Source organism: Roseibium sp. JB4-4 (genome assembly GCF_055693425.1).
In genome coordinates, this window is record NZ_CM146333.1 from 602,751 (window position 1) to 627,842 (window position 25,092).

Annotated in this window: 24 protein-coding genes; 10 read left to right on the forward strand and 14 right to left on the reverse strand. The window is 54.8% G+C overall.

Going from position 1 to position 25,092, the window contains the following annotated elements; all coding sequences use genetic code 11:
- Positions 1 to 69: 69 nt before the first annotated feature.
- From ACZ1HV_RS02765 to ACZ1HV_RS02795, 7 genes are read right to left on the reverse strand one after another with little or no spacing between them, the layout of a single operon-like run.
- Positions 70 to 1,326 carry an ABC transporter substrate-binding protein gene (locus tag ACZ1HV_RS02765; RefSeq protein ID WP_472717247.1) on the reverse strand — a complete coding sequence of 419 codons (1,257 nt, stop codon included), beginning with the start codon at positions 1,324 to 1,326 and terminating at the stop codon, positions 70 to 72.
- Positions 1,323 to 2,300, reverse strand: a complete 978-nt coding sequence (locus ACZ1HV_RS02770; RefSeq protein WP_472717248.1) for a branched-chain amino acid ABC transporter permease — start codon at positions 2,298 to 2,300, stop codon at positions 1,323 to 1,325. The genes ACZ1HV_RS02765 and ACZ1HV_RS02770 overlap by 4 nt, the downstream gene beginning before the upstream one ends.
- Positions 2,297 to 3,211: a branched-chain amino acid ABC transporter permease gene (locus ACZ1HV_RS02775; RefSeq protein WP_298964071.1), complete on the reverse strand. Its 915-nt coding sequence runs from the start codon at positions 3,209 to 3,211 to the stop codon at positions 2,297 to 2,299. Before ACZ1HV_RS02775 ends, ACZ1HV_RS02770 begins: the two co-directional genes overlap by 4 nt.
- Complete coding sequence (locus tag ACZ1HV_RS02780; RefSeq protein ID WP_472717249.1) at positions 3,208 to 3,936, reverse strand: ABC transporter ATP-binding protein; 729 nt, start codon at positions 3,934 to 3,936, stop codon at positions 3,208 to 3,210. Before ACZ1HV_RS02780 ends, ACZ1HV_RS02775 begins: the two co-directional genes overlap by 4 nt.
- The gene (locus ACZ1HV_RS02785) at positions 3,929 to 4,702 is read right to left on the reverse strand and encodes an ABC transporter ATP-binding protein (RefSeq protein WP_472717250.1); all 774 of its coding nucleotides are present in this window, start codon (positions 4,700 to 4,702) and stop codon (positions 3,929 to 3,931) included. Before ACZ1HV_RS02785 ends, ACZ1HV_RS02780 begins: the two co-directional genes overlap by 8 nt.
- Positions 4,695 to 5,777 (reverse strand): aldo/keto reductase, encoded by a 1,083-nt coding sequence (locus ACZ1HV_RS02790; protein WP_472717251.1) that lies wholly within the window; start codon positions 5,775 to 5,777, stop codon positions 4,695 to 4,697. The genes ACZ1HV_RS02785 and ACZ1HV_RS02790 overlap by 8 nt, the downstream gene beginning before the upstream one ends.
- Positions 5,774 to 6,181: a TIGR04076 family protein gene (locus ACZ1HV_RS02795; RefSeq protein WP_298816460.1), complete on the reverse strand. Its 408-nt coding sequence runs from the start codon at positions 6,179 to 6,181 to the stop codon at positions 5,774 to 5,776. The genes ACZ1HV_RS02790 and ACZ1HV_RS02795 overlap by 4 nt, the downstream gene beginning before the upstream one ends.
- 114 nt (positions 6,182 to 6,295) lie before the next feature.
- Here ACZ1HV_RS02795 and ACZ1HV_RS02800 point away from each other — a divergent pair, with 114 nt between their 5' ends.
- Genes ACZ1HV_RS02800 through ACZ1HV_RS02810 form a run of 3 tightly spaced genes read left to right on the forward strand, consistent with a single transcriptional unit; the run spans position 6,296 to position 8,437 of the window.
- Complete coding sequence (locus tag ACZ1HV_RS02800) at positions 6,296 to 6,577, forward strand: GntR family transcriptional regulator (RefSeq protein ID WP_472717252.1); 282 nt, start codon at positions 6,296 to 6,298, stop codon at positions 6,575 to 6,577.
- Complete coding sequence (locus ACZ1HV_RS02805) at positions 6,544 to 6,945, forward strand: FCD domain-containing protein (RefSeq protein WP_472717253.1); 402 nt, start codon at positions 6,544 to 6,546, stop codon at positions 6,943 to 6,945. The genes ACZ1HV_RS02800 and ACZ1HV_RS02805 overlap by 34 nt, the downstream gene beginning before the upstream one ends.
- A 10-nt stretch (positions 6,946 to 6,955) precedes the next feature.
- Positions 6,956 to 8,437, forward strand: coding sequence for an aldo/keto reductase (locus ACZ1HV_RS02810; RefSeq protein WP_472717254.1), 1,482 nt, complete (start codon positions 6,956 to 6,958; stop codon positions 8,435 to 8,437).
- On the opposite strand, the gene ACZ1HV_RS02815 is transcribed toward ACZ1HV_RS02810, so the two are convergent.
- The 6 genes from ACZ1HV_RS02815 to ACZ1HV_RS02840 are packed head-to-tail and all read right to left on the reverse strand — an operon-like array spanning position 8,417 to position 15,580.
- Complete coding sequence (locus ACZ1HV_RS02815; RefSeq protein ID WP_472717255.1) at positions 8,417 to 9,802, reverse strand: FAD-dependent oxidoreductase; 1,386 nt, start codon at positions 9,800 to 9,802, stop codon at positions 8,417 to 8,419. The two genes, ACZ1HV_RS02810 and ACZ1HV_RS02815, sit on opposite strands and share 21 nt — an antisense overlap.
- Entirely contained in the window at positions 9,783 to 10,649 is an 867-nt protein-coding gene (locus ACZ1HV_RS02820) for an isocitrate lyase/PEP mutase family protein (protein WP_298981933.1), read from the reverse strand. Before ACZ1HV_RS02820 ends, ACZ1HV_RS02815 begins: the two co-directional genes overlap by 20 nt.
- A complete protein-coding gene (locus ACZ1HV_RS02825) occupies positions 10,646 to 11,266 on the reverse strand; it encodes a cysteine hydrolase family protein (RefSeq protein ID WP_298964065.1) in 621 nt (206 codons plus the stop codon). Before ACZ1HV_RS02825 ends, ACZ1HV_RS02820 begins: the two co-directional genes overlap by 4 nt.
- Entirely contained in the window at positions 11,263 to 13,326 is a 2,064-nt protein-coding gene (locus tag ACZ1HV_RS02830) for a hydantoinase/oxoprolinase family protein (RefSeq protein WP_472717256.1), read from the reverse strand. The genes ACZ1HV_RS02825 and ACZ1HV_RS02830 overlap by 4 nt, the downstream gene beginning before the upstream one ends.
- Complete coding sequence (locus ACZ1HV_RS02835) at positions 13,323 to 15,017, reverse strand: hydantoinase B/oxoprolinase family protein (protein WP_472717257.1); 1,695 nt, start codon at positions 15,015 to 15,017, stop codon at positions 13,323 to 13,325. Before ACZ1HV_RS02835 ends, ACZ1HV_RS02830 begins: the two co-directional genes overlap by 4 nt.
- Positions 15,014 to 15,580 (reverse strand): tautomerase family protein, encoded by a 567-nt coding sequence (locus ACZ1HV_RS02840; protein ID WP_472717258.1) that lies wholly within the window; start codon positions 15,578 to 15,580, stop codon positions 15,014 to 15,016. The genes ACZ1HV_RS02835 and ACZ1HV_RS02840 overlap by 4 nt, the downstream gene beginning before the upstream one ends.
- 145 nt (positions 15,581 to 15,725) lie before the next feature.
- Here ACZ1HV_RS02840 and ACZ1HV_RS02845 point away from each other — a divergent pair, with 145 nt between their 5' ends.
- The 7 genes from ACZ1HV_RS02845 to ACZ1HV_RS02875 all read left to right on the forward strand — a co-directional run bounded on the left by ACZ1HV_RS02845 (position 15,726) and on the right by ACZ1HV_RS02875 (position 22,925).
- Positions 15,726 to 16,529 carry a GntR family transcriptional regulator gene (locus ACZ1HV_RS02845; protein ID WP_298816445.1) on the forward strand — a complete coding sequence of 268 codons (804 nt, stop codon included), beginning with the start codon at positions 15,726 to 15,728 and terminating at the stop codon, positions 16,527 to 16,529.
- Positions 16,526 to 17,932 carry a 3-isopropylmalate dehydratase large subunit gene (leuC, locus tag ACZ1HV_RS02850; RefSeq protein WP_472717259.1) on the forward strand — a complete coding sequence of 469 codons (1,407 nt, stop codon included), beginning with the start codon at positions 16,526 to 16,528 and terminating at the stop codon, positions 17,930 to 17,932. The genes ACZ1HV_RS02845 and leuC overlap by 4 nt, the downstream gene beginning before the upstream one ends.
- Positions 17,929 to 18,552 (forward strand): 3-isopropylmalate dehydratase small subunit, encoded by a 624-nt coding sequence (leuD, locus tag ACZ1HV_RS02855; RefSeq protein WP_298981947.1) that lies wholly within the window; start codon positions 17,929 to 17,931, stop codon positions 18,550 to 18,552. Before leuC ends, leuD begins: the two co-directional genes overlap by 4 nt.
- Positions 18,553 to 18,636: 84 nt before the next feature.
- Positions 18,637 to 19,650 carry a TRAP transporter substrate-binding protein DctP gene (dctP, locus tag ACZ1HV_RS02860; protein WP_152501935.1) on the forward strand — a complete coding sequence of 338 codons (1,014 nt, stop codon included), beginning with the start codon at positions 18,637 to 18,639 and terminating at the stop codon, positions 19,648 to 19,650.
- A gap of 57 nt (positions 19,651 to 19,707) precedes the next feature.
- Positions 19,708 to 20,214, forward strand: coding sequence for a TRAP transporter small permease (locus tag ACZ1HV_RS02865; protein WP_298816437.1), 507 nt, complete (start codon positions 19,708 to 19,710; stop codon positions 20,212 to 20,214).
- Complete coding sequence (locus ACZ1HV_RS02870) at positions 20,214 to 21,521, forward strand: TRAP transporter large permease (RefSeq protein WP_472717260.1); 1,308 nt, start codon at positions 20,214 to 20,216, stop codon at positions 21,519 to 21,521. The genes ACZ1HV_RS02865 and ACZ1HV_RS02870 overlap by 1 nt, the downstream gene beginning before the upstream one ends.
- 102 nt (positions 21,522 to 21,623) lie before the next feature.
- The gene (locus ACZ1HV_RS02875) at positions 21,624 to 22,925 is read left to right on the forward strand and encodes a S8 family serine peptidase (protein ID WP_472717261.1); all 1,302 of its coding nucleotides are present in this window, start codon (positions 21,624 to 21,626) and stop codon (positions 22,923 to 22,925) included.
- A 2-nt stretch (positions 22,926 to 22,927) separates the two neighbouring features.
- Here ACZ1HV_RS02875 and ACZ1HV_RS02880 read toward each other — a convergent pair whose 3' ends face one another.
- Positions 22,928 to 24,979: a trypsin-like peptidase domain-containing protein gene (locus ACZ1HV_RS02880; RefSeq protein WP_472717262.1), complete on the reverse strand. Its 2,052-nt coding sequence runs from the start codon at positions 24,977 to 24,979 to the stop codon at positions 22,928 to 22,930.
- Positions 24,980 to 25,092 lie beyond the last annotated feature (113 nt).

A 25,092-nucleotide genomic window follows, 5' to 3' on the forward strand; every position in this document is an offset into this window, starting at 1 on the left:
TCGAAATTGCCAGCGAAACCCGGACAGAGAATACCCGGCGTCAATCCGCCGGGCGTTCTGCCGCGTTTTCTATTTTTTCAACGATGCTATGAAAGAGTCTACTTCGCCAAGAGAGAGGTATTCCACCTCGTCGGTGCCACTGTCGGTAAACTTCCAGATTACGGCAGGAGCAGACACGTCACCGTTTGCATCGAACCTGACGTCACCCGTTGCACCCTGGTATTTCACCGTTCCACCGCCTGCAAGCGTCTCCTTAGCCGCTGTAAAGCCGGCAACGTCAGCCGTTATGGGTGCGCCATCGGGGTCCGTGACCTTTGCCACAGCTGCGGCAATATCAGCACCTGATGCATTGGCACCAGCTGCTTCCATGGCGAGAAGCGCGATCATCGCGGCATCAAAGCTATTTGCAAGGCCAGGCCCATTAGGTTCGGAGCCGAACTTTTCGACATAAGCAGCCTTGAAAGCATCTGCGCTGGCTACACGTGGCGATGCCGTGTCGGTTCCAAGTGCGTTTTCAAGATATTGCAGCCCGACATTGTCCCTGAATTCATCCGATTTCAGTGAATTCGCCAGGACCATGTTTTGAGTTCCGCCGAGCGAAATCCATTCACGAACCGCTGAAGTACCTTCGTTCGGATAGAGAGCCAGATAAATAGCATCCGGAGTACCACCCAGGGCTTCGGTAACTTCAGCCCGATAAGAGGGTTGAGCGTCGTTGATCGCAACGGACCCGGTGACTTCGATGCCGGCAGCTGCAAAATCAGCGGCGATCAATCGTGCCATATCCTGTCCCCAGTCATCGTTCTTATAAAGAATAGCGACTGACTTGTAGCCTTTGTCGGAAGCAACCTTCGCCCCCATGGCGGACTGGACCGCGGTAGTTGCAAAGGTCCGAAACCAAAGGCCGTTTGTCTTGCCTTCTTCCGAGAGCTTGGTGAAAGCAGTGGAGGAGGAGCAACAGGACATTTGCATGACGCCACCAGGGGCTGTCACAGACGTCAGGATCGGCATGGAAACGCCGGAGGAAACGGCGCCAAGCAAAACATTCACGCCTTCAAGGTCGACAAGGGCCTTGGCAGCGTCCACGCCGACTTTCGGGTCGACCTGGGTGTCGCGCAACACCATCTCGATCTTGCAGCCGGCGGCTCCACCGGCTTCATTGACCTGGTCGACCGCAAATTGTGCCACTTCGGCAATGGGTCGTCCCCAATCAACCGAAGTCGGCAGCACCGCACCGACCTTGGTTGTGCAGTCCTGTGCATGAGCACTGACACTCAGACCCGACATGCCGGCCGCGAACGCCGCTAAGGTTAGTAGCTTTTTCATGTGAACCCCTCTGCTTGTGTCTTTTCCCGGTTCTGACCGGGTTGAGAAACGACCAGCCGCTCGGGGAAGAGACCTTGTGGTCTCCAGAGCAGCATGCCGACGATAACCAGGCCGATCAGCACAAACTGGATCGATCCGGTGTAAAGCTGTGCCTCGATGGGTGCGAAGCGCGACAACGCCCAGCCAGAAAATGTCCAAGCACCCCAAATTATGAACGCTCCGGCCAATGCCCCTTTGGTGTTTCCCGCACCACCCACGATCAGCATTGCCCAAATTTGGAAAGTCAGAATGGGAAGAACATCCTGTGGACTGACAAAAGCGTAAAAGGTGCCATAGAGCCCTCCTGAAAGCCCGATGATCACCGAACCAGTCACAAATGAAATCAGACGGATACGGTCCGGTGCCTTGCCGAGGGACCTCGCGGCAGTCTCATCTTCACGAATTGCACGCAACATTCGTCCGAAGGGTGACACGGTCAATCGCTCTAAAAACACATAGACCAGAACAAGCGTGACAAGCACGCCCACCAGGAACACCACATTGTAGGTAAAACCGTCGCCAAGCATCGCCCGCAAAGGGCGTTCGAAACCACGTATGCCCTGCGCCCCACCGGTGATCGTGGTCGCATTTCGCATCACGTTTTCAAATGCTACCGCTACGCCGAAGGTCGCAATCGCCAGATAGTCGTGGCGCAGTCGCAAGGTCAACTTGCCGACAATCCAGGCAAGTATGCCAGCAGAAAGCATGCCACCAGCCAGAGCAAGCGGATAGATAAGGCCGAATCCTCCGACATGCCCATCTTGCGGCGGACCACCAAGCATAAGCGTCGCGTATGCGCCTGCTCCGAAAGACGCGACGACCCCGCCGTTGAACAGGCCCGTGTTGCCCCACTGCAAATTCAAGCCCATGACCGCAATGCCCAAAATGGCGGCTACCGTTGTGAAAAAAACAAGATAGGAAACAACACCGATCACGCGCGCGCCTCCCCAAAAAGACCATTTGGACGGATCAGAAGCACAAGCAATATCATCAGGAACGGAACTGAGGGGCTGTACCCGGAGGGAAGTATAACGAGCGCCAGGTTTGACGCGACGCCGACGATGAACCCGCCAAGCACTGCGCCATAAACACTGCCAATTCCACCAACAATTGTCGCGGCGAAAATAGGCAACACCAGATCACGCCCCATCACGGGCGTGATTTGATAGCTGAGGCCATAGAATACACCCGCGATCGCACCAAGCGAACCACCGATGAGCCAAACCGCAACGATCATGCGTTTGAGGTTCACACCATGCACCTGTGCAAGGTTCGGGTTTTCGGCAATAGCGCGCAAGGCGAAGCCGAACCTCGTTCTCGACAGAACCAGATAAAGCGCGAACATGATGAGCAGCGCCGCGATCAGGACAAAAACCTGATCTGGTTTCACCAACAACAATGGGTCGCGTGAAATCACCATCGCAAACGCGATGTCACGTGAATAGAGCTCGCTGGACAGTCCGAAGATCAACCCGATGACGTTTCGAATAACAAGCGACATGCCGAAGGACGCAAACACCATGGAGAGTTCGCCGCCCTTTTCTCGAACACGTCTGAAGACAAGACGGTCAATGACGACAGCACTCAATCCAGTCAATGCCATGGAAACAAGGATCGACAGAGCCAGCGCTGCTGTCATCGAAAGTGGGCCGATTTTGGCGGCCAAAAAAGGCGACAGACTTTCGAAAAGTTTGTCGAAAACAAGCGCACAATAGGCACCGATCGACAGTAACTCTGCGTGCGAAAAGTTCGCGAAGCGCAAGATGTGCATAACCATGGTCAGGCCAATGGCGCCCAGGGAAAGAAATGAACCCACCAGGATGCCGTCGACAAGATGCTGAATCATGCCGCCCCTCTCCTTTCACCGCCAAGGTAGATCCGTCCAAGAGCCGGATCTTCAAGAAGATCTTGGGCAGGTCCATCTATCTGGTTGCGCCCTTCCGCCAGAACGTAACAATGATCGCCGCGTTTCAATGCCTGTTTCACATTCTGTTCGACAAGCAGTACCGAAACTCCTTGTTGGGTAAGTCCCTTTACGTGATCCAGCACTTCTTCTGAAGCCTTGGGAGACAATCCGGCGGAAGGCTCGTCCATAAGGATCAAACGCGGCTCAACGGCAAGCGCCATGGCAACCGCAAGGAATTGACGTTGACCGCCGGACAATGATCCCGCCTTTTCGCGCCTTTTGTCCTTGAGTACAGGAAAGCGGTCGAACAAAACTGTAACCCTTTCCAATGGGTCGCGATGCGCTGACAACGCAAGCTCAAGATTTTGTTGAATGGTCATTGTGCGAAAGACGTTGTCCGTCTGGGGCACATAGGCGATGCCGTTTCGTGTGAGCTGGTCCGGCGACAAGCCCGTAACGTCCCTGCCCTCGAAGCAAATTCGTCCGGTGTCCACATTCAGCAATCCGGCAACCGCTTTGATAAGGGTCGATTTCCCTGCACCATTTGGTCCAATGATCACTGTCAGCTTGCCCTCGTGAGCTCGAAGAGACACCTCTCTCAGTATCGGCAGATCCGGTACGTAACCTGCGGTCACAGCAGTGATATCCAGGAGAGCCTCAGGCATCGACAGGCGCTCCCAGATAAGCATCGAGAAGTACCGGATTGGTCTGCGCCTCGGAAGATGTACCTTTGAAGACGATCTTTCCTTCGGCCATGGCAACGACCGGATCACAGTGGCGCATGACAAAGTCCATGTCGTGCTCAATGATGAGAAAGGTCTTGCCGCCCCGGTTCAGCTCTTCGATCTTTTCAATCAGCGTTTCGGTCAGTACGGGATTGACACCTGCTGCAGGCTCATCCAGCAGGATCAATTTCGGGTCTCCCATCAGAACCCGCGCCAGCTCAAGCAGTTTCATCTGGCCACCAGAAATCTTCCCTGCCGGCTGATCTGCCAAGTGTCTGAGCGTCAGAAAATCCAAGACTTCCAGCGCCTTTTTGCGAATGCGTTGCTCTTGCGTCTGGATGCGGCCGCGGGCGAATACTGCCCCCCAAAGCGTTTCACCTGTCTGCCCTGTCGGTGCAAGCATGACGTTCTCCAGAACGCTCATTCGTTTGAAAGGTCTGGGGATCTGGAAGGTTCGCCCAAGGCCGAGCGCAAAACGTTGATCAGGGTGCAGTCTGGTAACATCCTTCCCGAACAACTCGATCGAACCGGAAGTCGGGGTCAGTTCTCCTGCAACAACATTGAACAGTGTCGATTTTCCGGCACCGTTCGGACCAATCAATCCAGTGATGGATCCGGTCTCAATTTTGAGCGTAACGTTATCAACTGCCTTGAAGTCGCCGAAGGAACGACTGATCTCCGCTAGGCTTAAAATTGCTTCAGCCATTTGCGGCACCCATCACAGCGTCATTCGGTCGATGATTGAGATTGTATTTCATGATGCGACCGTGCCTTCCGTTTCGATCGCGCTCGAGGGCAAATACCGGGCCTTGCGGACCTGGCGCCTGTAGAAGAAATTCCGAAAGTCTCTTCAGATCCTCGTCATCCAATTTGAATCGAAACACATCAAGCGTTTGCGGCAAATGCCGTGCATATCGGGCACCAACAATCGCTGCGGCGACCTGTGGCTGCTGCAGGACCCACCGCGTGGCCACCGAGCTGATGGTTGTGTCATGACGCTCACCAATGTCCTTCAACAAGCCAAGGAGCTTCTGAAACGTCGACCAGGATCCAAATTCATCGATAATCAGGCGATATTTGACCAGGGATCTGTTTTCAAATGAGAAGCCGGGATCTGGCTCTCCAAGCCATCGATCGGTCAGGAACCCGCCTGCCAGTGTTCCGTAACACAAGAGTTTAATATCGTGCGCGGCACACCAGGGAACCAGCTCAACTGAGGGCCGCCGGTCAAGCAGGGAATACTGGACCTGTGTCGATACAATATCGATACCAGCGTCAAGGTAAGGGCTTGTTTCTTCAACATCCCAATTGGTGACGCCGAGATGAGCAATCTTGCCCTTTTCCTGGCAACGCTTCAGAACCTCCATCGCCTGCACCGGCGACCCGAGGCTCCTGTCCCACCAATAGAATTGCACCAAATGCAGGCATTCTATTTGCAGTCTCTGGAGTGACCTATCGACGATTGCTTCGATCTCATGGGGGGCAAGACTTGCCAGTTTTTCTAGATCCGGAACCAACTTCGTATGCACATGGACAAGATCGGCAACATCCAACCCTCGGCGTCGACGCACATCAGCGATGAAAGATCCAATCATTTCTTCCACGCCAGTGTAGATATCTGCGCAGTCAAAACTTGTTATGCCGTTGTCGAGAAAAGCTTCCATGTCTGCGACAGCCGAGGTAGTCACAACAGGTCCATGATCTCCAGCCAGTTGCCATCCGCCCTTGATGACGCGCGAGATAGAGTAACCTGGACGAAGTTCTGCAGTTTCGACCGTCATTTGGCCTTGTCCTTTTGCCAATACGGCGTGCTGCGGCTATCCGGCAATCCCGTGGTTCCGGAATGGCTAAACCACCTTCTATTTGTCCGGCTGATCCGAAAACGGCCGCCACAATGTGGGTCGGGGCAAGCCACCTCTGCGTCGGTGCTCATCCAATCGTTGGCATCAGTTTCACGTTGCTTGGCTGGCAGAAGCGGGAGGACGGCGGCAAGCGCGTACATGGAAACGCGTTGCCCTTCTGAAAATACGAGCGCCTCCCCCTCAACGCTGAAACTCTCGCCTTCAATATGACGACAGACAGGTGTGCGACCGTCGAGAACTGTTTCGACTTTCAGGTCATAAAGCCAAAAGCCGGCCTCACCACCAGTCTTCAATTCGTTTTTGTCGGCGCCTTCGTCCGTCACCGCGCCCCTCACTTTTTTGTTTTGGCATCTTGCGTGTGATCTGTGATATTTTATACCATATCTCAAATCAAAGTTGTCAAGGTAAGAAACTCGTCAAGGGTCGAAGGAACAGGGATGAGCCAACCCAAAATCGCGCGGATCGATCAATCGAAGCTGAGGGAAAGCGCTTATGAAGCCTTGCACGAAGCCTTCACGCGTGGCGCTTTTGCACCCGGGGAAACGGTGAGTCTGAGAACGCTTGCCGATCAACTGGGCACCTCCATGACGCCGGTTCGTGAAGCTGTCCGCCGCCTGGTTGCCGAAGGCGCACTCGTTGATACGCCAAGCCGGACCCTGGAGGTTCCCCCTTTGACGCAGCCAGAATGCGCGAACTCAAATCGGCACGCTTGGCGCTAGAGGCTCTTTTGCTGGAAGAAGCAATGGACCGCCTGAACGACGACGCCATCGACGCGCTTGAACGCATTCTTGTTGCTCCAAGATCAGCAGATGACATGCCAGATCTAAAGCAAAACTATGACTTTCATTTCAGCCTCTACCGACAATCCGGGTCAAGAGTGATCCTGCCGCTGGTCGAAGCACTGTGGCTGCAATACGGAGCCTTCCTGAACCTGGTGGTAAAGGAAAAGGCCGCCAACGAGATACCGGAACACATTCATCACGAAGAGATCATTGCCGCCCTGCGCAAAAATGACCGCAAGGCAGCACAGAAGGCCCTCGCCCTGGATATTGAACGAAGCTTCAAATTGCTGCTTCCGGAAAACTAAAGGAATTTCAATGACTGCTGCGCCGCTGCGCCATGCCATTTCGAATGAACTGGAAATCAGCCGTCTTGTGACCGGGCTGTGGCAAGTCGCCGATATCGAAAAGGACGGTGAGCTGCTGGATCCGGAAAAAGCTGCCGACCACCTCGATACGTATTTGAATGCTGGGTTTTCGACTTTCGACATGGCCGATCATTACGGCAGTGCGGAAATTATATCGGGCCGCCTGCTCGCCCGCCACCAGAACGCTCGCAGACCGCAGATTTGCACAAAATGGTGTCCGGAACCCGGTCCGATGACCGCGGAAATCGTTCGCACAGGCGTTCAGGAACGGCTTGATCGGCTTGGAACGGATTGTGTGGATCTGTTGCAGTTTCACTGGTGGAGTTTCGAACACCCCGCATGGCTCGATGCGCTTCACGAAATGACCAGGTTAAAAGAAGAAGGCTTGATAAGGTCCCTCGGCGTTACGAATTTCGACGCAGCACATTTGCGACTTGCTCTGGCTGACGGCATCCCGCTCGCGACAAATCAGGTTTCCTTCTCGATGGTCGATCGCCGTGCGCTGGGCCAGCTTTCGGAACTTTGTGCTTCTTCAGACGTAAAGCTCCTGGCTTACGGCACCTTGTGCGGTGGTTTCCTGTCAGATCGCTGGCTAGGGAAGGAAGAACCTCGGGATCTGACGGATTGGTCGAAGATGAAATACAAACGGTTCATCGACGCCACCGGGGGCTGGGCCGGTTTCCAATGTATTCTTGATGCCGCTGCAGAAGTTGCAAGCAAACACCAAGTTTCATTAGCAAACGTCGCCACACGTTGGGTACTTGAGCAGCCCGCGGTCGCAGGCGTAATTGTTGGTGCCCGACTTGGCGAAAGTGAACACATTGCCGACAACGCCAAACTGTTTTCCTTCTCGCTGGACGTGGAAGACCAAAAGCGTCTCGATCAGGCATTCAGGACCACTCAGAACGTTCCCGGCGATTGTGGCGATGAATACCGACGCCCGCCTTTCTTAACGGCGTCAGGTGATCTGAGCCATCATTTGGCGGAAATGCCATTGGCACATGATGCAGCTCCCGTTGACCACCGGCCCGGTGCAATCCGCGTTCTAACCGGATCGGACTGGGAGGAAATTGCTGGCTATTGCCGCGCGCACAAGGTCGGAGATCGGATTCTGGTTTCTGGCACCACGGCTGTTGCAGGCTTGTCTCGTGCAGTTGCACCTGGCGACGCGGCAGCTCAAGCGACCTATATTCTCGACAAGATCCTTGCTGCTCTTTCAGCATTGGGGGCGTCTGCAAAAGACGTTGTCCGCACCCGTATCTACATCGTCGACGAGGACGATGTCCTCGACATATCAAAAGCACACGGCCGTGTGTTTTCCGATATCAAACCTGCCAATACGCTCGTCGTTGTTGCCGGTCTTATTGGAGATCACAGGGTCGAAATTGAAGCCGAAGCCGTGCTAGTCGATTCAAAGTCGGTGTCTGACTGATTGCCCCGCGAGCCGACCGAGAACAACAGCGCTCAACAATCCGTTTCCAGAAAGGTAGCCACTGTCAGACTGGCCGGAAACACCACAGGCCGCGCCACCACAGGCATAAAGGTTGGGAAACACTGTTCCATTGGTCCGGTATACACGTGCGTCGTCATCCGTTCGCAGGCCTCCCTGTGTATGAAACAAGGCACCTGTGACCCGTACTCCGCAAAATGGCGCGGAAAGTTTTTGTGATGCGAATTCACGATCGAATTCGTCCTTCCCACTTGCAGGAAGTGCCGCCAACGTTTGCAAAAACGGCTCAACGGGCAAACCAAGATCTTGTGCAAGTCCTTCCAGCGTTTCGCTTACCTTGATCGCTCCAACACCCTCTGCTTGCTTGAAATCTTCAAACTGCCTGGCAATTGAAGCAATACGACCGTCAAATATCGTGAAGGCAATTCCTTCCGGCTGCGCCAGTACCGCACGAGCAGCTTCAGAGTAGCCTTGCGCCTCATTCCAGAACCGCGAACCACCGCGATTGACCTGGATCCCGCCCTGGGTAATCACAGCCCACGTGATCAAAATGCCATGCGGGTGGGCAACATTGCCGTGTCCCTGATAAGCTCCCAGGTGGTTTAGCTCAGCGCCGATTGCCTGCCCCCAAAGGAGCGCTTCCCCACGGTTTCCGTCATGGCCGAACCAAAGTCCGCTCTCAATATCTGGCAGAAACCGTTGAACCAGGTCCCGATTTCCGCCGAAACCATTGCACGCAAGGATCAGCTTTTCGCAGCCGATTGTTTCTGTCCCGCCATCGGGACGTGTGATCGCAATGCCTTGAATCTTTCCGTTTTCATAGAAAAGACGCGTTGCCCGGCGCTCGCAGATAATATCGATTTCGCTGTCTTCGCAGGTTGACCTCAAAGCGTCGATCAATTCTGCTCCGGATCGTGTCGGCAACCCGTGCATGCGGCGACGGCTGTGTCCGGGATAATCAAAGTTGGTTATGACTGAAAACGGTAAATGATATTTTTCACTCAGCCAGTCGATAGCGGGCCCTGCGTTTTGTGTGAGCAGCTCAACCAATTGCTGCTCATTCTGATGTTTCGCCTTGGTTTGAATGTCGGACGCAAAAAGCCCTGCATCATCGTCTATCCCTTCGGACGCTTGTGCCTTGGTACCAGCGGCTGGAACGAGACCTGCGGAAAGCGCCGTTGAACCGCTGGGCACAACGTCGGCTTCGACAACCAAAACCGATTGTCCGGTTTCATGTGCTGCGAGAGCAGCGATCAATCCACCTGCACCAGCACCGACAATCAAGGTCTCGCAGGCAAGGTCGAGGACGTCAGGCGCTGCGGTGACATCAACTGTCATTTCGGTCATAGGCCACACCCTTTGCAAGCATGTCAGCCGTGCCGATCACGTCATTCAACCCGTTGAAATCGAACATCCTGTCCGCAAAGGGCCGGTTGCTGCCGTTTTGTCGAAGACTTTCATAGTACTCAACTGCCGTCCGGCCAATCGCGCGTACGATACCCCCCGGAAAAATCACGATCGAATAGCCTTTCGCTTCCAGATCGTCAGCTCCGGTGATCGGCGTTGCTCCGCCTTCTACCATGTTGGCAAGCAAGGGAACGCGATCAGCAAAGATCCGTGCGATTTCCGTCAGCTGTTCCTGTGATTGCGGAGCCTCGATGAAAAGCACATCCGCGCCGGACTCAAGGTACTCTTCAGCGCGATCGATCGCCGCCTGGAAACCCTCAACTGCAATTGCATCGGTACGCGCAATTATGAGCGTCTCTTGAGAGCTGCGGGCATCCGCCATCGCCCTCACCTTACCCGCCATCTCATCCGCCGGTATCAGGGATTTGTCTGCCAAGTGGCCACACCGTTTCGGGTATGTCTGGTCCTCTACCTGCAGCGCGGACGCCCCGGCACGCTCATAAAGGCGCATGGTGCGTTGCGCATTCAACGCATTCCCAAAACCGGTGTCCGCATCGATGATCACCGGCAATTCCGTCCGGTCGGCGATCAACGCCATGGTGTCAGCCATTTCAGTGACTGCCGTCAGACCGATATCCGGTCGACCGAGACGGGTATAGGAAACAGCAGCACCGCTCAAATAAAGCGCTTCAAAGCCTGCGGCGGCCGCCAGGGAAGCCGTGAGACCGTCATAGACGCCGGGAGCGACGAGGATATTGCTTTGCTGCAGTCGGGTTTTGAGGCTCATGACAATGCCTCCAACCAAGCCAACGCATCTTTGCAGCTCATCTGACTCGTGACAGTTTCAAGCGACAAGAGCGTTGCCTGGTGTACGTCATCCTTGAATGCCGCACTTCCATCGGTCAGAAGAACCGTGTCGATATTGCGCAAATGCGCATCTCGCAAAGTGGAAGCAACGCCTCCGTTGGTAACAATACCGCCGACAATAAGGTTATCGATACCGACAGCTCGCATGATGTACTCAAGCCTGGTTTGATAAAATGCCGAGTAAGCCACCTTCTCCACGACGAAATCTGCTGGGAAGAGCTCGTCTACTAAGGTGTTGCCAAAACTGCCCGGCGCAAAATCTGCTTTGCCGAGGAAAGGACGCAGTTTCTTCAAGTGAGGTGCGATGAGCGGTTCGCCGTGCGCATCAGGCACAAGAGTGAACTGCGCCGAGATATAGTGCCCTCCACGCGCGCGCAATGCTTTGACCAGTGGGGCAATACGCGCCGGAAGCGCGGCGATGGCGTCCGCTCGTTGACCGGCACGACCATAAGCGCCTTCCGGATGAAGAAAGTCGTTCTGCAGATCAATCGTCAGGATTGCCGTTCTGACCGGATCCCAGTTTGTCGGCTCATTCACGATTGGGACTCCGTAGGTTCGATAATGGTGTTTCCAAATGCATCGACGCGGGCCTGAAGGTTTGGCTCAACCAAAACTGTTGTGTCGGGCTGCTCCAAAATGGCTGGTCCATGGACCACGGCACCAACGGGAAGCGCAAGTCGATCGTAAATCTGCGTGTCATGCCACGCGTCGTTAAAGTGAACTTGCCGGCTGCTTTTGGGAGAAACGGCCCCTTCAGCTGGCGGAGCGAGCGTTTTCAGGTCGAACTTGGGGCGCTTGCCTGTGATTGCGCTGCGCAGGTTGAGAATCCGGCGAACACCGTTCTTCAACAATCTTCCGAAGGTGGCTGCATAAGCGCGATCGAAAGCTGACTCAATTTCAAGCCGCGTTGGCGGCGTGATTACACCGTTTTTGACTTGAACGTCCAGCGGCACAGAGACCGTGTGTGTTTGGCCGACATAAGCCATATCCAGCTCAAAGTTGAATTCTCGGGCCTCGAATTTGGTGCGTGCCGCTTCAAGCATTGCCAGTCCGCGGTCGGAATGCGCCTGCATGAACTGGCCGAGCGCATCCTCGTCCAGCGCTGAAACCAGGGAGTTAATTGTCTGAACAAAGTCCTGGCGCATATCCGCAATGACGCACCCCATGGCCGACGTCACCCCCGGATACCGGGGCACAATGGCTTTGGCGATCCCGACATCGGCGAGCATTGCTCCTGCATGCAACGCCCCGCCACCGCCAAATGGCATAAATGCGAAGTGTTTCGGATCAAAACCCCGTTCGATGCTCACCAACCGGATGGCGCCCGCCATGCGCGAATTGGCGACGCGAAGAATGGCTTCGGCAGCCGCGAGTGTGTCAAGGCCAAGCGGCTTTCCGACATGTTTGTCGATGGCCTTTTCCGCCGCGTCTACATCAAGCCTGGCAAGCTTGCCGCCAATTGGATTTTGAGGGTCGATCCGCCCAAGAACGACGTTAGCATCCGTTACCGTTGGCCGCGTGTTTCCCAAGCCATAGGCGACCGGTCCAGGGTCAGAGCCTGCGCTTTCCGGCCCGATATTGAGCAACCCTCCTTTATCGACCCAGGCAATCGACCCCCCACCTGCGCCGATGGTCGTAATTTCGATCATCGGAGTGCGGACCACCATCCCGAAATCAATGGCGGTTTGCGGTGACAGCATTGATTGGCCTTGTGAGATCAGGGACACATCGAAACTGGTTCCGCCCATATCTCCCGTGATCACATTGTCAAACCCGGCTGAAGACGCAATGTAGCCAGCCGCGATCACTCCTGCAGCAGGACCCGACAGAGCGGTGCGCACCGGCAGACGGCAAGCTGTATCCACCGCCATGACCCCGCCATTGGATTGCACAATCATGAACTCGCCGTCGAAACCACCTGACTTGAGCGCACTCTCCAGGCGATCCAGATACCCGGAGACTTCGGGCTGAAGATAGGCATTCAAGGCAGTCGTTGAAAACCGCTCGAATTCGCGGATCTCGGGTAGAATTTCCGAAGATGCCGAGACGTGCGGGTTCGGCCAGATTTCGCGAACGGCGTTGACTGCGGCGGTTTCATTTTGCGGATTTGCATATGCATTGGCAAACAGGATGGCAACCGCTTCACACCCCTGTTCCTTCAGTTGCTTCGCAGCGGCTCTGACCGCATCAAGATCAACCGATGTGCGAATTGAACCGTCGGCCAGCGTCCTTTCCGGCACTTCCAATCGGTTGCGCCGATCCACAACAGGTTCGAAATCTCCACGCAAACCCCAGGTACGGGGTCGGTCTCGGCGACGCATTTCCAGAACATCCCGGAGACCTTCGGTACATATGACCCCAGTCGTTGCGCCCTTACGCTCGAGCAAGGCATTTGTCCCTGCCGTTGTACCGTGAACCACGACAGATATCCCGGCAAGGTCTGTAACCTGACGGGCGATACCGTCCAGAAAACCACCAGACTGATCCGGACGCGTTGTCGGCACCTTGGCAACAGATGCACTGCCATCCGTTTCGTTCAAGACGAAAACGTCTGTAAAGGTCCCGCCAACATCGACGCCTATCATGCGTGCGCTCATAGGGAGATCTCCCGCCAGGCAACTCCGTAGACACGGTCGGCTGCTTCTGCATTCACAAGGCCACGGGCAACATCACGTGCGACATTTTCCGCAGCGCGCTCCGAGGCATTTCCGTAACCCCCACCGCCCGGGGTTTCCAGGCGAACGCCCTGGCCCTGGCGCAATTTGATGCCACGCATCTTGGATGCCAAAGGCGGTGTGTCCCAGCCGTGATCCTGCTCGAAGGAAAACCTGTTCAATGCTCCGTCTTGGCCATCGGCTATTCCTTTGGGCGCAAAACGTCCCCTTTCGCCAAACAGAAAAGCCTCTGCGCCGTTTTCTTCCAGGACTTCGATCTCATAGACAGCCCCCATACCACCTCTGTGTTTGCCAGCCCCGGAGCTGTCCGGTCGCAGTGCCCACTTTCGAAACATCACCGGGTAAGCGGCTTCAAGGATTTCCATCGGTGGGATGGTCGCGGTCGAAATTGGTGCATTGCCATGATTGAGACCATCACCCTCCGGCGACCCGCCGTGTCCCCCTCCGTAAAAGCTGAACATGACCCAAGGCTGTCCATTGCTTCTCTTTCCGGCGATCGACAGGGCATTGATAGTGCCATAGGCATTAGCGACAACACGGTCCGGCGCAGCCTTTGCAAAGGCCGAGAAAATGACATCAATCATTCTCAGGATTGTTTCGGTATATCCACCCGTCGGGCTGGGGAACTCGGCTGAAAGCAGCGACCCTTCTGGAACGATCACGTCGATGGGCCGCATCACCCCTGCGTTTGCCGGCAGTTCTGGAAAAATATGCTTGATCGCGACATAGGCAGTCGCAACAGTGGTTGGCAACGCAATGTTCACCGGTCCCGCGCACTTGTCCGCTGAACCAGTGAAATCGAGCGTCATTCTGTCGTCGCTGATCTGAAGCGCAACACGAATAGCCAGCGGCTCATCCGTAATGCCATCATTGTCGAGATAGTCTTCAGCTTCCCAGCACCCGTTTGGCAACTCCTTCAATTCAGCCCGCATGAGCGCTTCTGCGCGATGACCCAGGGCATCAAGCGCCGAACCAACTGTCTCGGCACCATATTCTCCCATCAGTTCATCCATGCGTTTGATGCCGAGATCAAGCGCACTGAGCTGGCCGTTCAAATCGCCCATTGCGGATTGAGGTAGGCGGGTATTGCGAAGAAGGATGTCTATGATGTCCTGGTTGACGACACCAGCACGAGCAAGCCGAACCGGAGGAAGCACGAAGGCTTCTTGAAATACCTCGGTGGCCGCAGGGTTGTAGTTGCCTGGCACGGCACCTCCGACGTCATGCCAGTGGCCGACCGAAGCTAGATAACAAAACAACTCACCGTCCCGGAAATACGGCCGGACGAGACGCATATCAGAAAGATGTGTTCCACCGATATGCGCATCATTGAAGATGAAAATGTCCCCGTCCTGCAAGTCCCCCTCATCGGCCGCTTTTTCGATGACCGCCTTGACTGCGAAGGACATCACACCAACAAAAATCGGCAAACCCGACTTTCCTTGAACCAATGTGTCGCCAGTGACGGAATGGTAGAGGCCATGACTTGCATCATGTGCCTCGGCAATAATCGGGTTGAAAGCCGCTCTGAACAGCGTTGCGTCCATTTCGTCAGCAATCTGTTCCATGCGCCCAGCCAGAACCGACAAGGTGATGGGGTCAATCTCACTCATAAACCTGCCTTCACTTCAGCAATGTCATTCCAAACGTCCTGGCGGTAGATTTTGCCTTCCACCAGCTCGAACCGATCAATAAAACGAATGCTTTCAAACGACGTTCCGCCGAGCCATTCCCCAGAGAGCGTCCCGCGGCAATAGACCAGGACTTCAGGTCCGGAACTCTGCATTACATCGAAGCCCAGATAAGTTTTTTTGACAAAACGGTAGCGTTGCTTTGCCCACTCTATCAGCGCTTCAAGGTCAAACATCGGCTGAGCACCAGGGAAATACATGGCAAATTGTTCTGCCAGAAACGCCCTGGCGGTTTCAATTTCACGGGCTTCCATTGCTTGAAGGAACGCTCTGACAATCTCCCCCGCATCACCAAGTGCAGGCGCACCCTTTCGATGTTTGCCGCCACGTGAATAGTTCGCAGGGGTCAATTCGTGGATCATAACGGTGATGGCATCGGGATCGGCTGGAACAACGAGCCGAACAGCGTCGGTCAATGCCTCGTGCAACCGACGCTTTTCGTCAGGACCGTAACCTTCCAGGACATGCAGCTCGACAATTGGCATACTGCCTCCACAACTAATTTGTACTATCTATAATACAGATTTTTTTCTCTTGTTAATACAGAAATTTTCTCTCCGAACGTACAGAAGCTTGATCTTTTTAAAATCTGCTGTCACATTAAATGCGTTGCAAGGAGGACTTTAGGGCGTGAACAAACCTGAAAAATCGCTGCTTCCAGACGGAGCCAAAGCGCGTCAGGTCTATTTGTCGCTGCGCGATCAAATCGCGGACGGCCGCCTTGAAGATGGCGAAAACCTGCCCCCTGAGCAAAAGCTAGCCCAGATTTATGCCGTTTCACGGGTAACAATTCGAAGAGCACTTGATGCATTGGCCGCAGCCGGACTGATCGTCCGGCGCGCTGGTAGCGGAACGACGGTCAGCACATCCGGCAAATCGGGAAAACCGATGGCCATGAACCTGGCGACGTTGATGCCCCAGCTCGTCGAAATGGGACAATCTACAACGGCGCGTTTGTTGTCTTTTTCGTATGGCGCCGCACCAGAATTCGTTGCCACTGCTCTCAGACTGGATCCGAAGGAACAGGTTCAAATTGCAACTCGTGTGCGGAGCGCTGATGAAATACCCTTCTCACACCTGACGACCTATGTACCGGCCGCAATTGCAAGCAACTATTCTGAAAACGATCTCGCAACAACGCCCCTCTTCAAACTTCTTGAGCTAAGCGGTGTCCATATCAAGGATGCTCACCAATCTGTTTCCGCAACTTTGGCCGGGCCTGAAGTCGCCGAAGCGCTGGGCATAGCAGTTGGGTCTGCTTTGCTTTCGCTTCGACGCGTCGTGCGCGATGTAAATGACAATGGAGTTGAATTTCTTTCAGGTCTTTATCGCCCTGATATGTTTCGGCTTGAAATGCCTCTCACGCGTGTCGGAGAGGAAAGTGCGCGCCATTGGGAGCCGGCAATCGGCAAACCTTCCGGTGAGCAGCCATGACTTCCGCGCGCACGCTTCTCGACAAGCTTTGGGCCGCGCATGAAATCGTGCTGCGAGATGACGGTGCTTCGCTCCTGTGGGTCGACCGTCACCTGGTTCACGAAGGATCTCATCATGCCTTTGGCAAGCTTGCGGATCGCGAGATTGCCGTCGCCGAACCGGATCTGACATTTGCTGTTGTAGATCACTATGCGCCTACACGTCATCGCGAACGGATTTCGAACCCTCAGATCCGCGACATGATTGAGACTCTGCGGAAAAACGCAAGCAAACACCATTTGAAACTGTTCGACCTTGATGATCCGCGTCAAGGCATCGTGCACGTTGTTGGGCCTGAACAGGGTCTGACACTGCCTGGCCTTCTGATCAATTGCGGAGATAGCCATACGTCCACGCATGGAGCATTCGGTGCACTTGCCTTCGGGATCGGCGCCACCGAAGTCGCCCACGTGCTTGCAACGCAAACGATCTGGCAAAAGAAACCGGCTGTCATGCGCATATGGATTGATGGTCAGCTCGGTCCAGGCGTCAGCGCAAAAGACATAGCTCTGAACTGGATTGCTGCTCTTGGTGCCGACGGAGCACGTGGTCACGCGATCGAATATGGCGGCAGCGCCATCCGAAATCTGACGATGGAAGGCCGCATGACCTTGTGCAACCTCTCCATTGAAGGGGGCGCGCGCCTTGGTTTGATCGCACCAGACCGGACAACATTCGACTACTTGAAAGGACGGCCTTTCGCCCCGACAGGTTCACAATGGGAAGCTGCCGTGGAAGCCTGGACCGGGCTCCGCACCGATGACGACGCCCGCTTTGACCAAGAAGTTCGGCTGAACGGCAGTGACATAGCACCAACGGTCACCTGGGGCACCAGCCCCGAGCAGGCTATTCCGGTGACCGCGGCAATACCGGATCCGAAGTTACTTTTTAACGGCAAGGCAAGGTCGGTCGAGGATGCGCTTGAATACATGAAACTGCCCGCAGGCCGCCCGATCGAAGGCACGCCGATTGATCAGGTATTTGTTGGCTCCTGCACCAATGGACGAATTGAGGATCTGCGCATTGCCGCTGCTGTCCTCGCAGGTCGAAAAGCCAAGGTCCCGGGGCTCGTTTCTCCAGGATCAGCACAGGTCAAGACACAAGCGGAACAGGAAGGCCTGGACAAGGTTTTCATCGACGCCGGGCTTGAATGGGCTTCACCTGGATGTTCGATGTGTGTCGGTATGAACGGAGACCTTGTCCAACCTGGCAAAAGATGTGCCTCGTCCACCAATCGCAATTTTCGAGGCCGTCAGGGACCAGGTTCACTGACACACCTGATGTCGCCTGCAATGGTGGCCGCCGCAGCGGTAACAGGAGAAATCACCGACGTTCGACCACTTTTGAAAGGGCGGTTGGCATGACCTTTGGGTGGACACAACATGAGGGCCACGCGATTGCTTTGCCAGCTCACAATGTGGATACGGACCAGTTGATCCCATCCAGGTTCATGTCAACGCCTCGCGATGAGGGCTATGGAAAGTTCCTGCTGCATGATCTTCGCCGGGATGCCGATGGGAACGAACACAAGCACTTCCCGCTGAACCGTTTTCGAAACGCCAGCATACTTGTCACCGGGCGCAATTTTGGCAGCGGATCCTCCCGGGAGGCTGCGGTTTACGCCTTGGTTGATGCCGGCATCAGGGCGGTACTAGCCCCGAGTTTTGGTGACATATTCTCCAGCAATGCAATCAACAACGGGATGCTTCCCGCGCAAATATCTCCAGAAGACCACATCACCTTACTCAGCTTACTGGATGATACTTCAATGCTCGCACAGATTTGTCTGGAGAAAAATCACATCAGCATTGGTGATTGCTCAATAGCTTTTGAACTCGACCCGACATGGCGGACAAAACTGATCAATGGCTGGGATGACATCGATCTGACCATGCAGCACGGTGAAGACATCAAAAAACACAAGAAAAATCTGGAGCAATCGGCGCCATGGGCCCTTCCCGCGGCAAATCGACAACGATCTTGATCCAACCAAAATCTTAAGCATCAGGGCATTGCCCGAGAACCAGAGGGATAAGGCATAAAGCCGCCCCTAAAGTGGAGTGAGACTATGAAAAGACTAATACTTGCCGGTCTTGTCGCCGGCTCGGCTCTGTTCTCTGCCTCAGCACTGGCGGAAGACAAAATCACGGCAGTACACGCATTTCCAGAAACGTTGATCTACACCAAAAGCTTCCTGTCCTTCGTCGACAAAGTGAACGAAGCCGGAAAGGGTGTGGTGCAAATTGAAGTCCGTGGGGGCCCAGAGGCCATCGGTATGTTCCAGCAGCCTGACGCGGTTCGCGACGGCATTGTCGACATGGTCTATACGCCTGGTTCGTTTTATGGCGGCGCACTTCCCGAAAAAGATGCCATGGTCGCGTCCAACCTGACTGCAGTCGAGACCCGTGAAAACGGCGGTATTGAGCTTATCGATCAGATCCACCAGGAAAAGATGGGACTCAAGTATCTGGGCTGGTTCGACAGCGGGGTCTGCTACAATCTTTGGACACGCGACGAACCAACCTTTGACAAGGACGGCAACCTTGAAGTTGAAGGCCTGAAGCTTCGCGGCAACAACGTCTACAATGCGTTCTTTACCAACTACCTTGGCGCTCAGGTTATCGATCTGCCAACTGGTGAAGTCTATTCCGCCCTTCAACGCGGCGTTGTCGATGCGACCGGGTGGACCCAGATCGGTCTCATCGATCTGAAATGGAATGAATTCTTGAACTATCGCATCGAGCCTTGCTTCTTCTCCACAGACCTTGGCGTCATCGTCAATCTTGAGAAGTGGAACTCCCTTTCCGACGAGTCAAAGAAGATCCTTCAGGACGTCGCCATCCAGCACGAAAAGGATAGCGTTGAAGCCCTTCGTGCCAAACGCGACGAAGACTTTGCTGCGCTCGACGCTGCGGGCATGACAGCCATATCCCTGGAAGGAGAAGCCAAAGCCAACTATCTCGCCGCCGCGCGTGAAAAGACCTGGGAGCGGATGAAGGGTCTCATGGCTGAACAGCCTGGAGGCACCGGAAACTATGACCGGCTGATCGAACTATTCTACGATCTGAATTCAGCCAAATAAGTGAACCACAGGCCCGCTTCCCGGCGGGCCTGATCAACTGGCATCCAGGTATTGTTTATGAGCGGTTTTTTCAGGTCCTACAGGTTGCTGATCGATGCCATGGCATTTGTCGCCGGAGCGACGCTTGTTTGGCTGATGGTATCGGTCGTGATTTCGGTTCTCATGCGCAACCTTGGCCTTCAACCATTCGCCTGGCTTTTCACGTCTTCCGAATATGGGCTGCTCTATATGACCATGCTCGGTGCACCCTGGCTGGTGCGTGAAAAGGGGCATGTTCACATTGAACTCGTGACTTCCATCTTGCCTGAGAACGCCCGTCGTATCGTCAGCCGTCTGGTCGCGTTCGCCTGTGTGGTTGTTTGCGTTATTCTTGCCTGGAAAGGGCTGGAACTGTTTTTGAAAAACATTGAACGCGGCGACTACGACACCCGTGCCTACTACTATCCACGCTGGCTGCTGACAGTCGCATTCCCAGTAAGCTTCGGACTTATGGCAATTGAATTTTCCCGCTTTGTTACAGGCTCTGATCTCATGCACACCGGCGAAGCGGGGATCCACGAATAATGGAATGGTACGAAGCATTGGCCCTGTTGATTGGGGTAATCGTATTTCTCATGGCCATGGGTATGCCGGTAGCGTTGGCGTTTCTTGCTGCGAACATCATTGGCGCGTGGGTATTCATGGGTGGTGAACGCGGTATTGGACAGCTGCTCAACAATGGCCTCGGCTCGCTGACGAAGTTTGCCCTCGTTCCAATTCCTTTGTTTCTGCTGATGGGAGAGATCTTTTTTCATACAGGTCTTGGCGGGCGGATGTTCAATGCGATCGACAGGTTGCTGGGCCGCCTGTCCGGCCGGCTAAGCTATGTCACAGTCCTGGGAGGGACAGCTTTCTCGACATTGTCGGGATCGTCGATGGGCTCCACTGCCCTGCTCGGCTCACTCATGGTGCCGGAGATGAACAGGCGCGGATACAAGCCTCACATGAGCATCGGTCCGATCCTTGGCACCGGCGGACTTGCAATTATCATCCCGCCCTCCGCTCTCGCTGTTCTGCTGGCCACGCTGGCGCAAATTGATGTCGGGGCATTGCTGATCGCCGGGGTCATCCCCGGTTTGATTCTGGCGGTTTTCTATATCGGGACGATCTGGCTTCAAACGCGACTGGATCCAAATGCAGCCCCCGCGTACGACGTTGAACCCTTGTCTTTCATGAGCAAGGTCACCCTGCTGCTGCGCGAAGTCGTCCCGATGGTGGGCGTTATGGTCATCATCATCATATTGATGATCAACGGGTTCGTGACCCCTTCCGAAGCGGCTGCTTTCGGCGCTCTCGGCGTGATCATCCTTGCCGCAGTTTTCAGGTGCCTGACATGGGACGCGATGCGTAAGTCCGTTACGGGTGCCTTGAAGGTCACGCTGATGGCTTACCTGATCGTTTTCGGGTCTGCGACATTCAGCCAGCTTCTTGCTTTTTCCGGAGCATCGCGCGGTCTGGTGAATTGGGCAATTTCCTTTGAGTTGGCACCGATTGCCATGCTGATGGTCATGTTTGCTGTGTTGCTGCTACTGGGCATGTTCATGGAACAGATTTCCATCATGCTTTTGACTGTCCCGATCTTCTTTCCTCTGGCCATGAACCTTGGCTTTGATCCGATTTGGTTTGGCCTGATCATGTTGCTGGCGCTTGAGATCAGCTTTACGACACCTCCCTTCGGGCTATTGCTGTTTGTCATGAAAGGTGTTGCGCCGCCTGGAACGACCATGCGCACGATTTATACATCCGCCTTCCCGTTTATCGGTTGCTCACTTTTGCTCGTGGTTCTTCTCGTCGCGTTTCCCGAGCTCGCACTTTGGCTTCCCGGCCTCTAGAAGTGCACCAACGAAGTCTGGTTTTGATAGCAGAGCCAGCTGATCTATTTATGGAGCGAGGCTTTCAGTTTCCAAAGGTCCAGCGTGAAACACGGGCAACACATGAATGGAGTTGGCACTACAGGCGTTGGGTTCCTGGTTGCCGTTTATATGAGTGTTTGCTCGTCCGTCTCTGCACAAACTACAGAACGAGAACAGCTCAGGCCCGTCGACTGGGTTCGACAAGCTGTTGCGAAAGTCTGCGGCAAACCGCAGCTGAGCGGGTTGGAAATTCAGGAAATTGTACCGCAAAGCTGGCTGTTGGAGGAAAAACGACAGCCGAACAGCCATTCCCCAGTGCGAATAACGATCCGTTTGGCTTTACCAGAAGGCGATGAGCTTAAACTGGAGTCTCGCCTGATAAACGGTCTGACCCGACAGTTTCGCGCCAGCTACTCCAAAGCAGATGGTGCTAAGTTACAGCCGCGCCTACTGGCAATTGCTGACGGCAATTGCGTCATTCAATCAGGACGCGCAATTCGTCACGGCGCCAACCCATGGATCTTTCTCGATCAGCTGGACGGCGATCTGGAAACACTGAGATGGAGTGAAACGCTCCAGGCTCCCTGGCCTTCAGGGTCTGATCCAGGCGGAGTTCGGGTTGCCCTTGTCGATTCAGGACTGGCCTATGACCTGCCCCTGTTTCGCGACCGACTTGCGCGCGATTTGAACGGTGTTCCGATTGGTTACGACTTTTGGGACCTGGACCCCTGGCCTTACGACGGGGACACCTCCAGGGGTGCATTCTTGCCCATCCGCCACGGAACAGCCGTTGCCTCGATCCTGGCGCAAGAAGCACCTTTTGCAGCGCTCGTGCCTTATCGGTATCCAAGGCCGGATATGAACCGTATGGCTGATATCGTGCAAAGAGCTGCAAATGACCAAATCAGAATTCTGGCCATGCCCCTCGGGAGCAACAATCCGGACGACTGGAACGGCTTTGCCAACGCGTTGAAAGACCAGAACATTCTCGCCATCGTATCGGCTGGAAACAATGGGAGAAACATCGATCAAGCGCCGGTCTATCCAGCAGCACTTCCGCTTGAGAACATCATAACCGTCACGTCAGCTGACAACTTTGGTAGGTTGGCGTCAGGTTCAAACTGGGGCCGCAACACTGTCGATATAATGCTTCCCGCCGAGAACCTGACGGTAACAGACTTTCGCGGTGCTTCCGGTGTTTCATCCGGGTCGAGCTATGCCGTTCCAAGACTTGCTGCTCTGGCCGCAAGACTGCTTCGAAAAGATCCAGAATTATCGGCCAAAGACCTAAAGGCCCGCATAATGGCACTTGCAACGCCTTCGCCCTTCGAAACCCGCAACGCTGTCTCAGCCGGGTGGATACCTGACCCCACCCTTGATTAAAGTCAGCGGCGCTGCGGCGCCGGCGGAGCATTGTCAATAAACCGCCGCGCAGCCTGTGCCTGCCTAGGGTCAGCCTTCAACAACGCCTGATAGCCTTCCTCGGCCAGTTCCGGTTCATTGCCCCAGACCCCTGACTGAATGGAAAACCTTAGAGCCTGAGGATCATCGGGGGCCAATTCCATCAAACGCCGCGCATGTTCAGTCATGTCTTCAAAACGTCCTGCCAATTGCAGCGATACCAGGAGTGACATTCTGGAATTTATCGAATTCGGCACTTGTTCGGCGGCTTCGCCATGAAGGCGTATTGCTTGCTCAAAAGCGCCGGATTGCGCGAGGATCCGGCCGGCTTTCAACATTTGTCCGTGGTTGGTGGAGTTTGAACAGGTGTCTGCTACGGTCGTCAGAACAGCGTCTTGGACAGTTTGAGCGACTGCACTTTCCATCGCTTCTTCGCACGCCACAAAGTCGGCACCAAGGCTTTCTGTCAATCGGATCGCGTCTCTGTCGTCCCTGAGAGCCAAGAGTTTATGAACATCTGCCAGTGGTATGGCTTCAAAGCGTCCGTCTCCTCCGCCCACGGCGATACCAGCCAAAGCACCGGTTGCGGTGACGAGAGCACCGCCGCTTACACCTGGCTGCATATGAGCGCGAACATGAAGCCGGCCCAGTTTCGCGTTTTCCTCAGGCCTCGCGATGAGATCACCAGGTTCGAAAACCCGCACTTCCTTTCGGGCAATATCGGCACCGACCACCAAGTACTGGCTTGTGGTTTCGGATTGAACGTCGAGATTTGGAATGACACCCGTATCCGGAAGGTTCTCCACTTCAAGAAGAACGAGATCACCTTCATATGCAGAAGGTACAAGCTTGGCATTCAGTGGTCCATTCGGCGTGTGAACAATTGCCTCGGTTTGATCTCCTACCACGTGCCGGTTGGTCACCAGCAGATCTTCAGCGATGCGTGTGGCGCTGCCGACCGGGTCAAAGCTTGAGATCGGAAATACTGCTTGTCTCAACTTGCAAACATCCGAAGGATGCGGACAGTCAACGTCGTGTGAAGGCTCTGTATCAACGTTGGAAACCTTAGGCGGGTCTGGGGTCTCAAACGAAAGTGTCGCGACATGGTCATCGTCGCCCCGGCGATACCGTACCTGGACCTTTCGTTGCACGTTGGGAATTAAAGCAACAGCTGTCTTCGCATCGCGAGGTGTCCGAACCCTGCGATTGCCAATTTCCAGGATTAAATCGCCGACCTCTATCCCGGCCAGTTTGGCAGCTCCATCCGATCGAACAATGCGAACGACAGGTGCGGCAACCAACGCAGCAGCGGTGCGGTCCGTTCTTGCAAGCTGCCAGCCAGCATCCTGAAACCCAACCTGACCCGTATCAATCAAAGCATCTGCAACACGCAACAAAAGCTCTGTCGAAATGGCAAAGTTCATACCGATGTTCGTGTCGGAACCTGAAGCGAAAATCGCTGACATCATTCCGACCAACCTGCCGTCGGTGTCAACAAGCGCGCCACCAGAAGAGCCTGGATTTGCAGTCGCGTCCGTTTGCACAAAGTCTTCGATTTCGTTGAAACCAGCATTGCTGATACCCTTGGCGGAGACAACGCCGCATGTGAACGACAGTCCCAGACCGAAGGCGTTACCAATCGCGCAAACCGGTTGAACCAAGTTAGGTGGCGGCGCGGTTGCAATTGGCTGCAGCGTCTCTTCAACTTTCAAAAGCGCTATGTCAGTGGAAGCATCATGCGCCATAAGCTGCGCAGGGATTATGCGACCGTCGTGCAATCGGACATCGATGCGTCGGGCCGGTTCCACGACATGCCAGGCCGTTGCAATCACACCCTCACGCAGAACCACCCCACTGCCTTCAGGCGCTTGGCCAGGTCGTGCACCCTGCCCGCCCTGGTCGTGTCCAGGCCACACGGGCAACACCGAGACAACATGTTCGAGTGCTTTGTCAGGTGATGCCTTCACCTGCTCGGCAATGAGGCCGGCAAAGCACAGAACCAAAATGTAAACAGCATGAGAAAAACAGCGTGGCATCAGCATGCTCCGGAGCAGTGTCTGCGTGGCGGAAATACCCCGCACGATTGCGAGGGAACAACCTTAGCACCTTGTGCGCAAGACCCAATCCGTCGCGACACGTGCAATCCAAT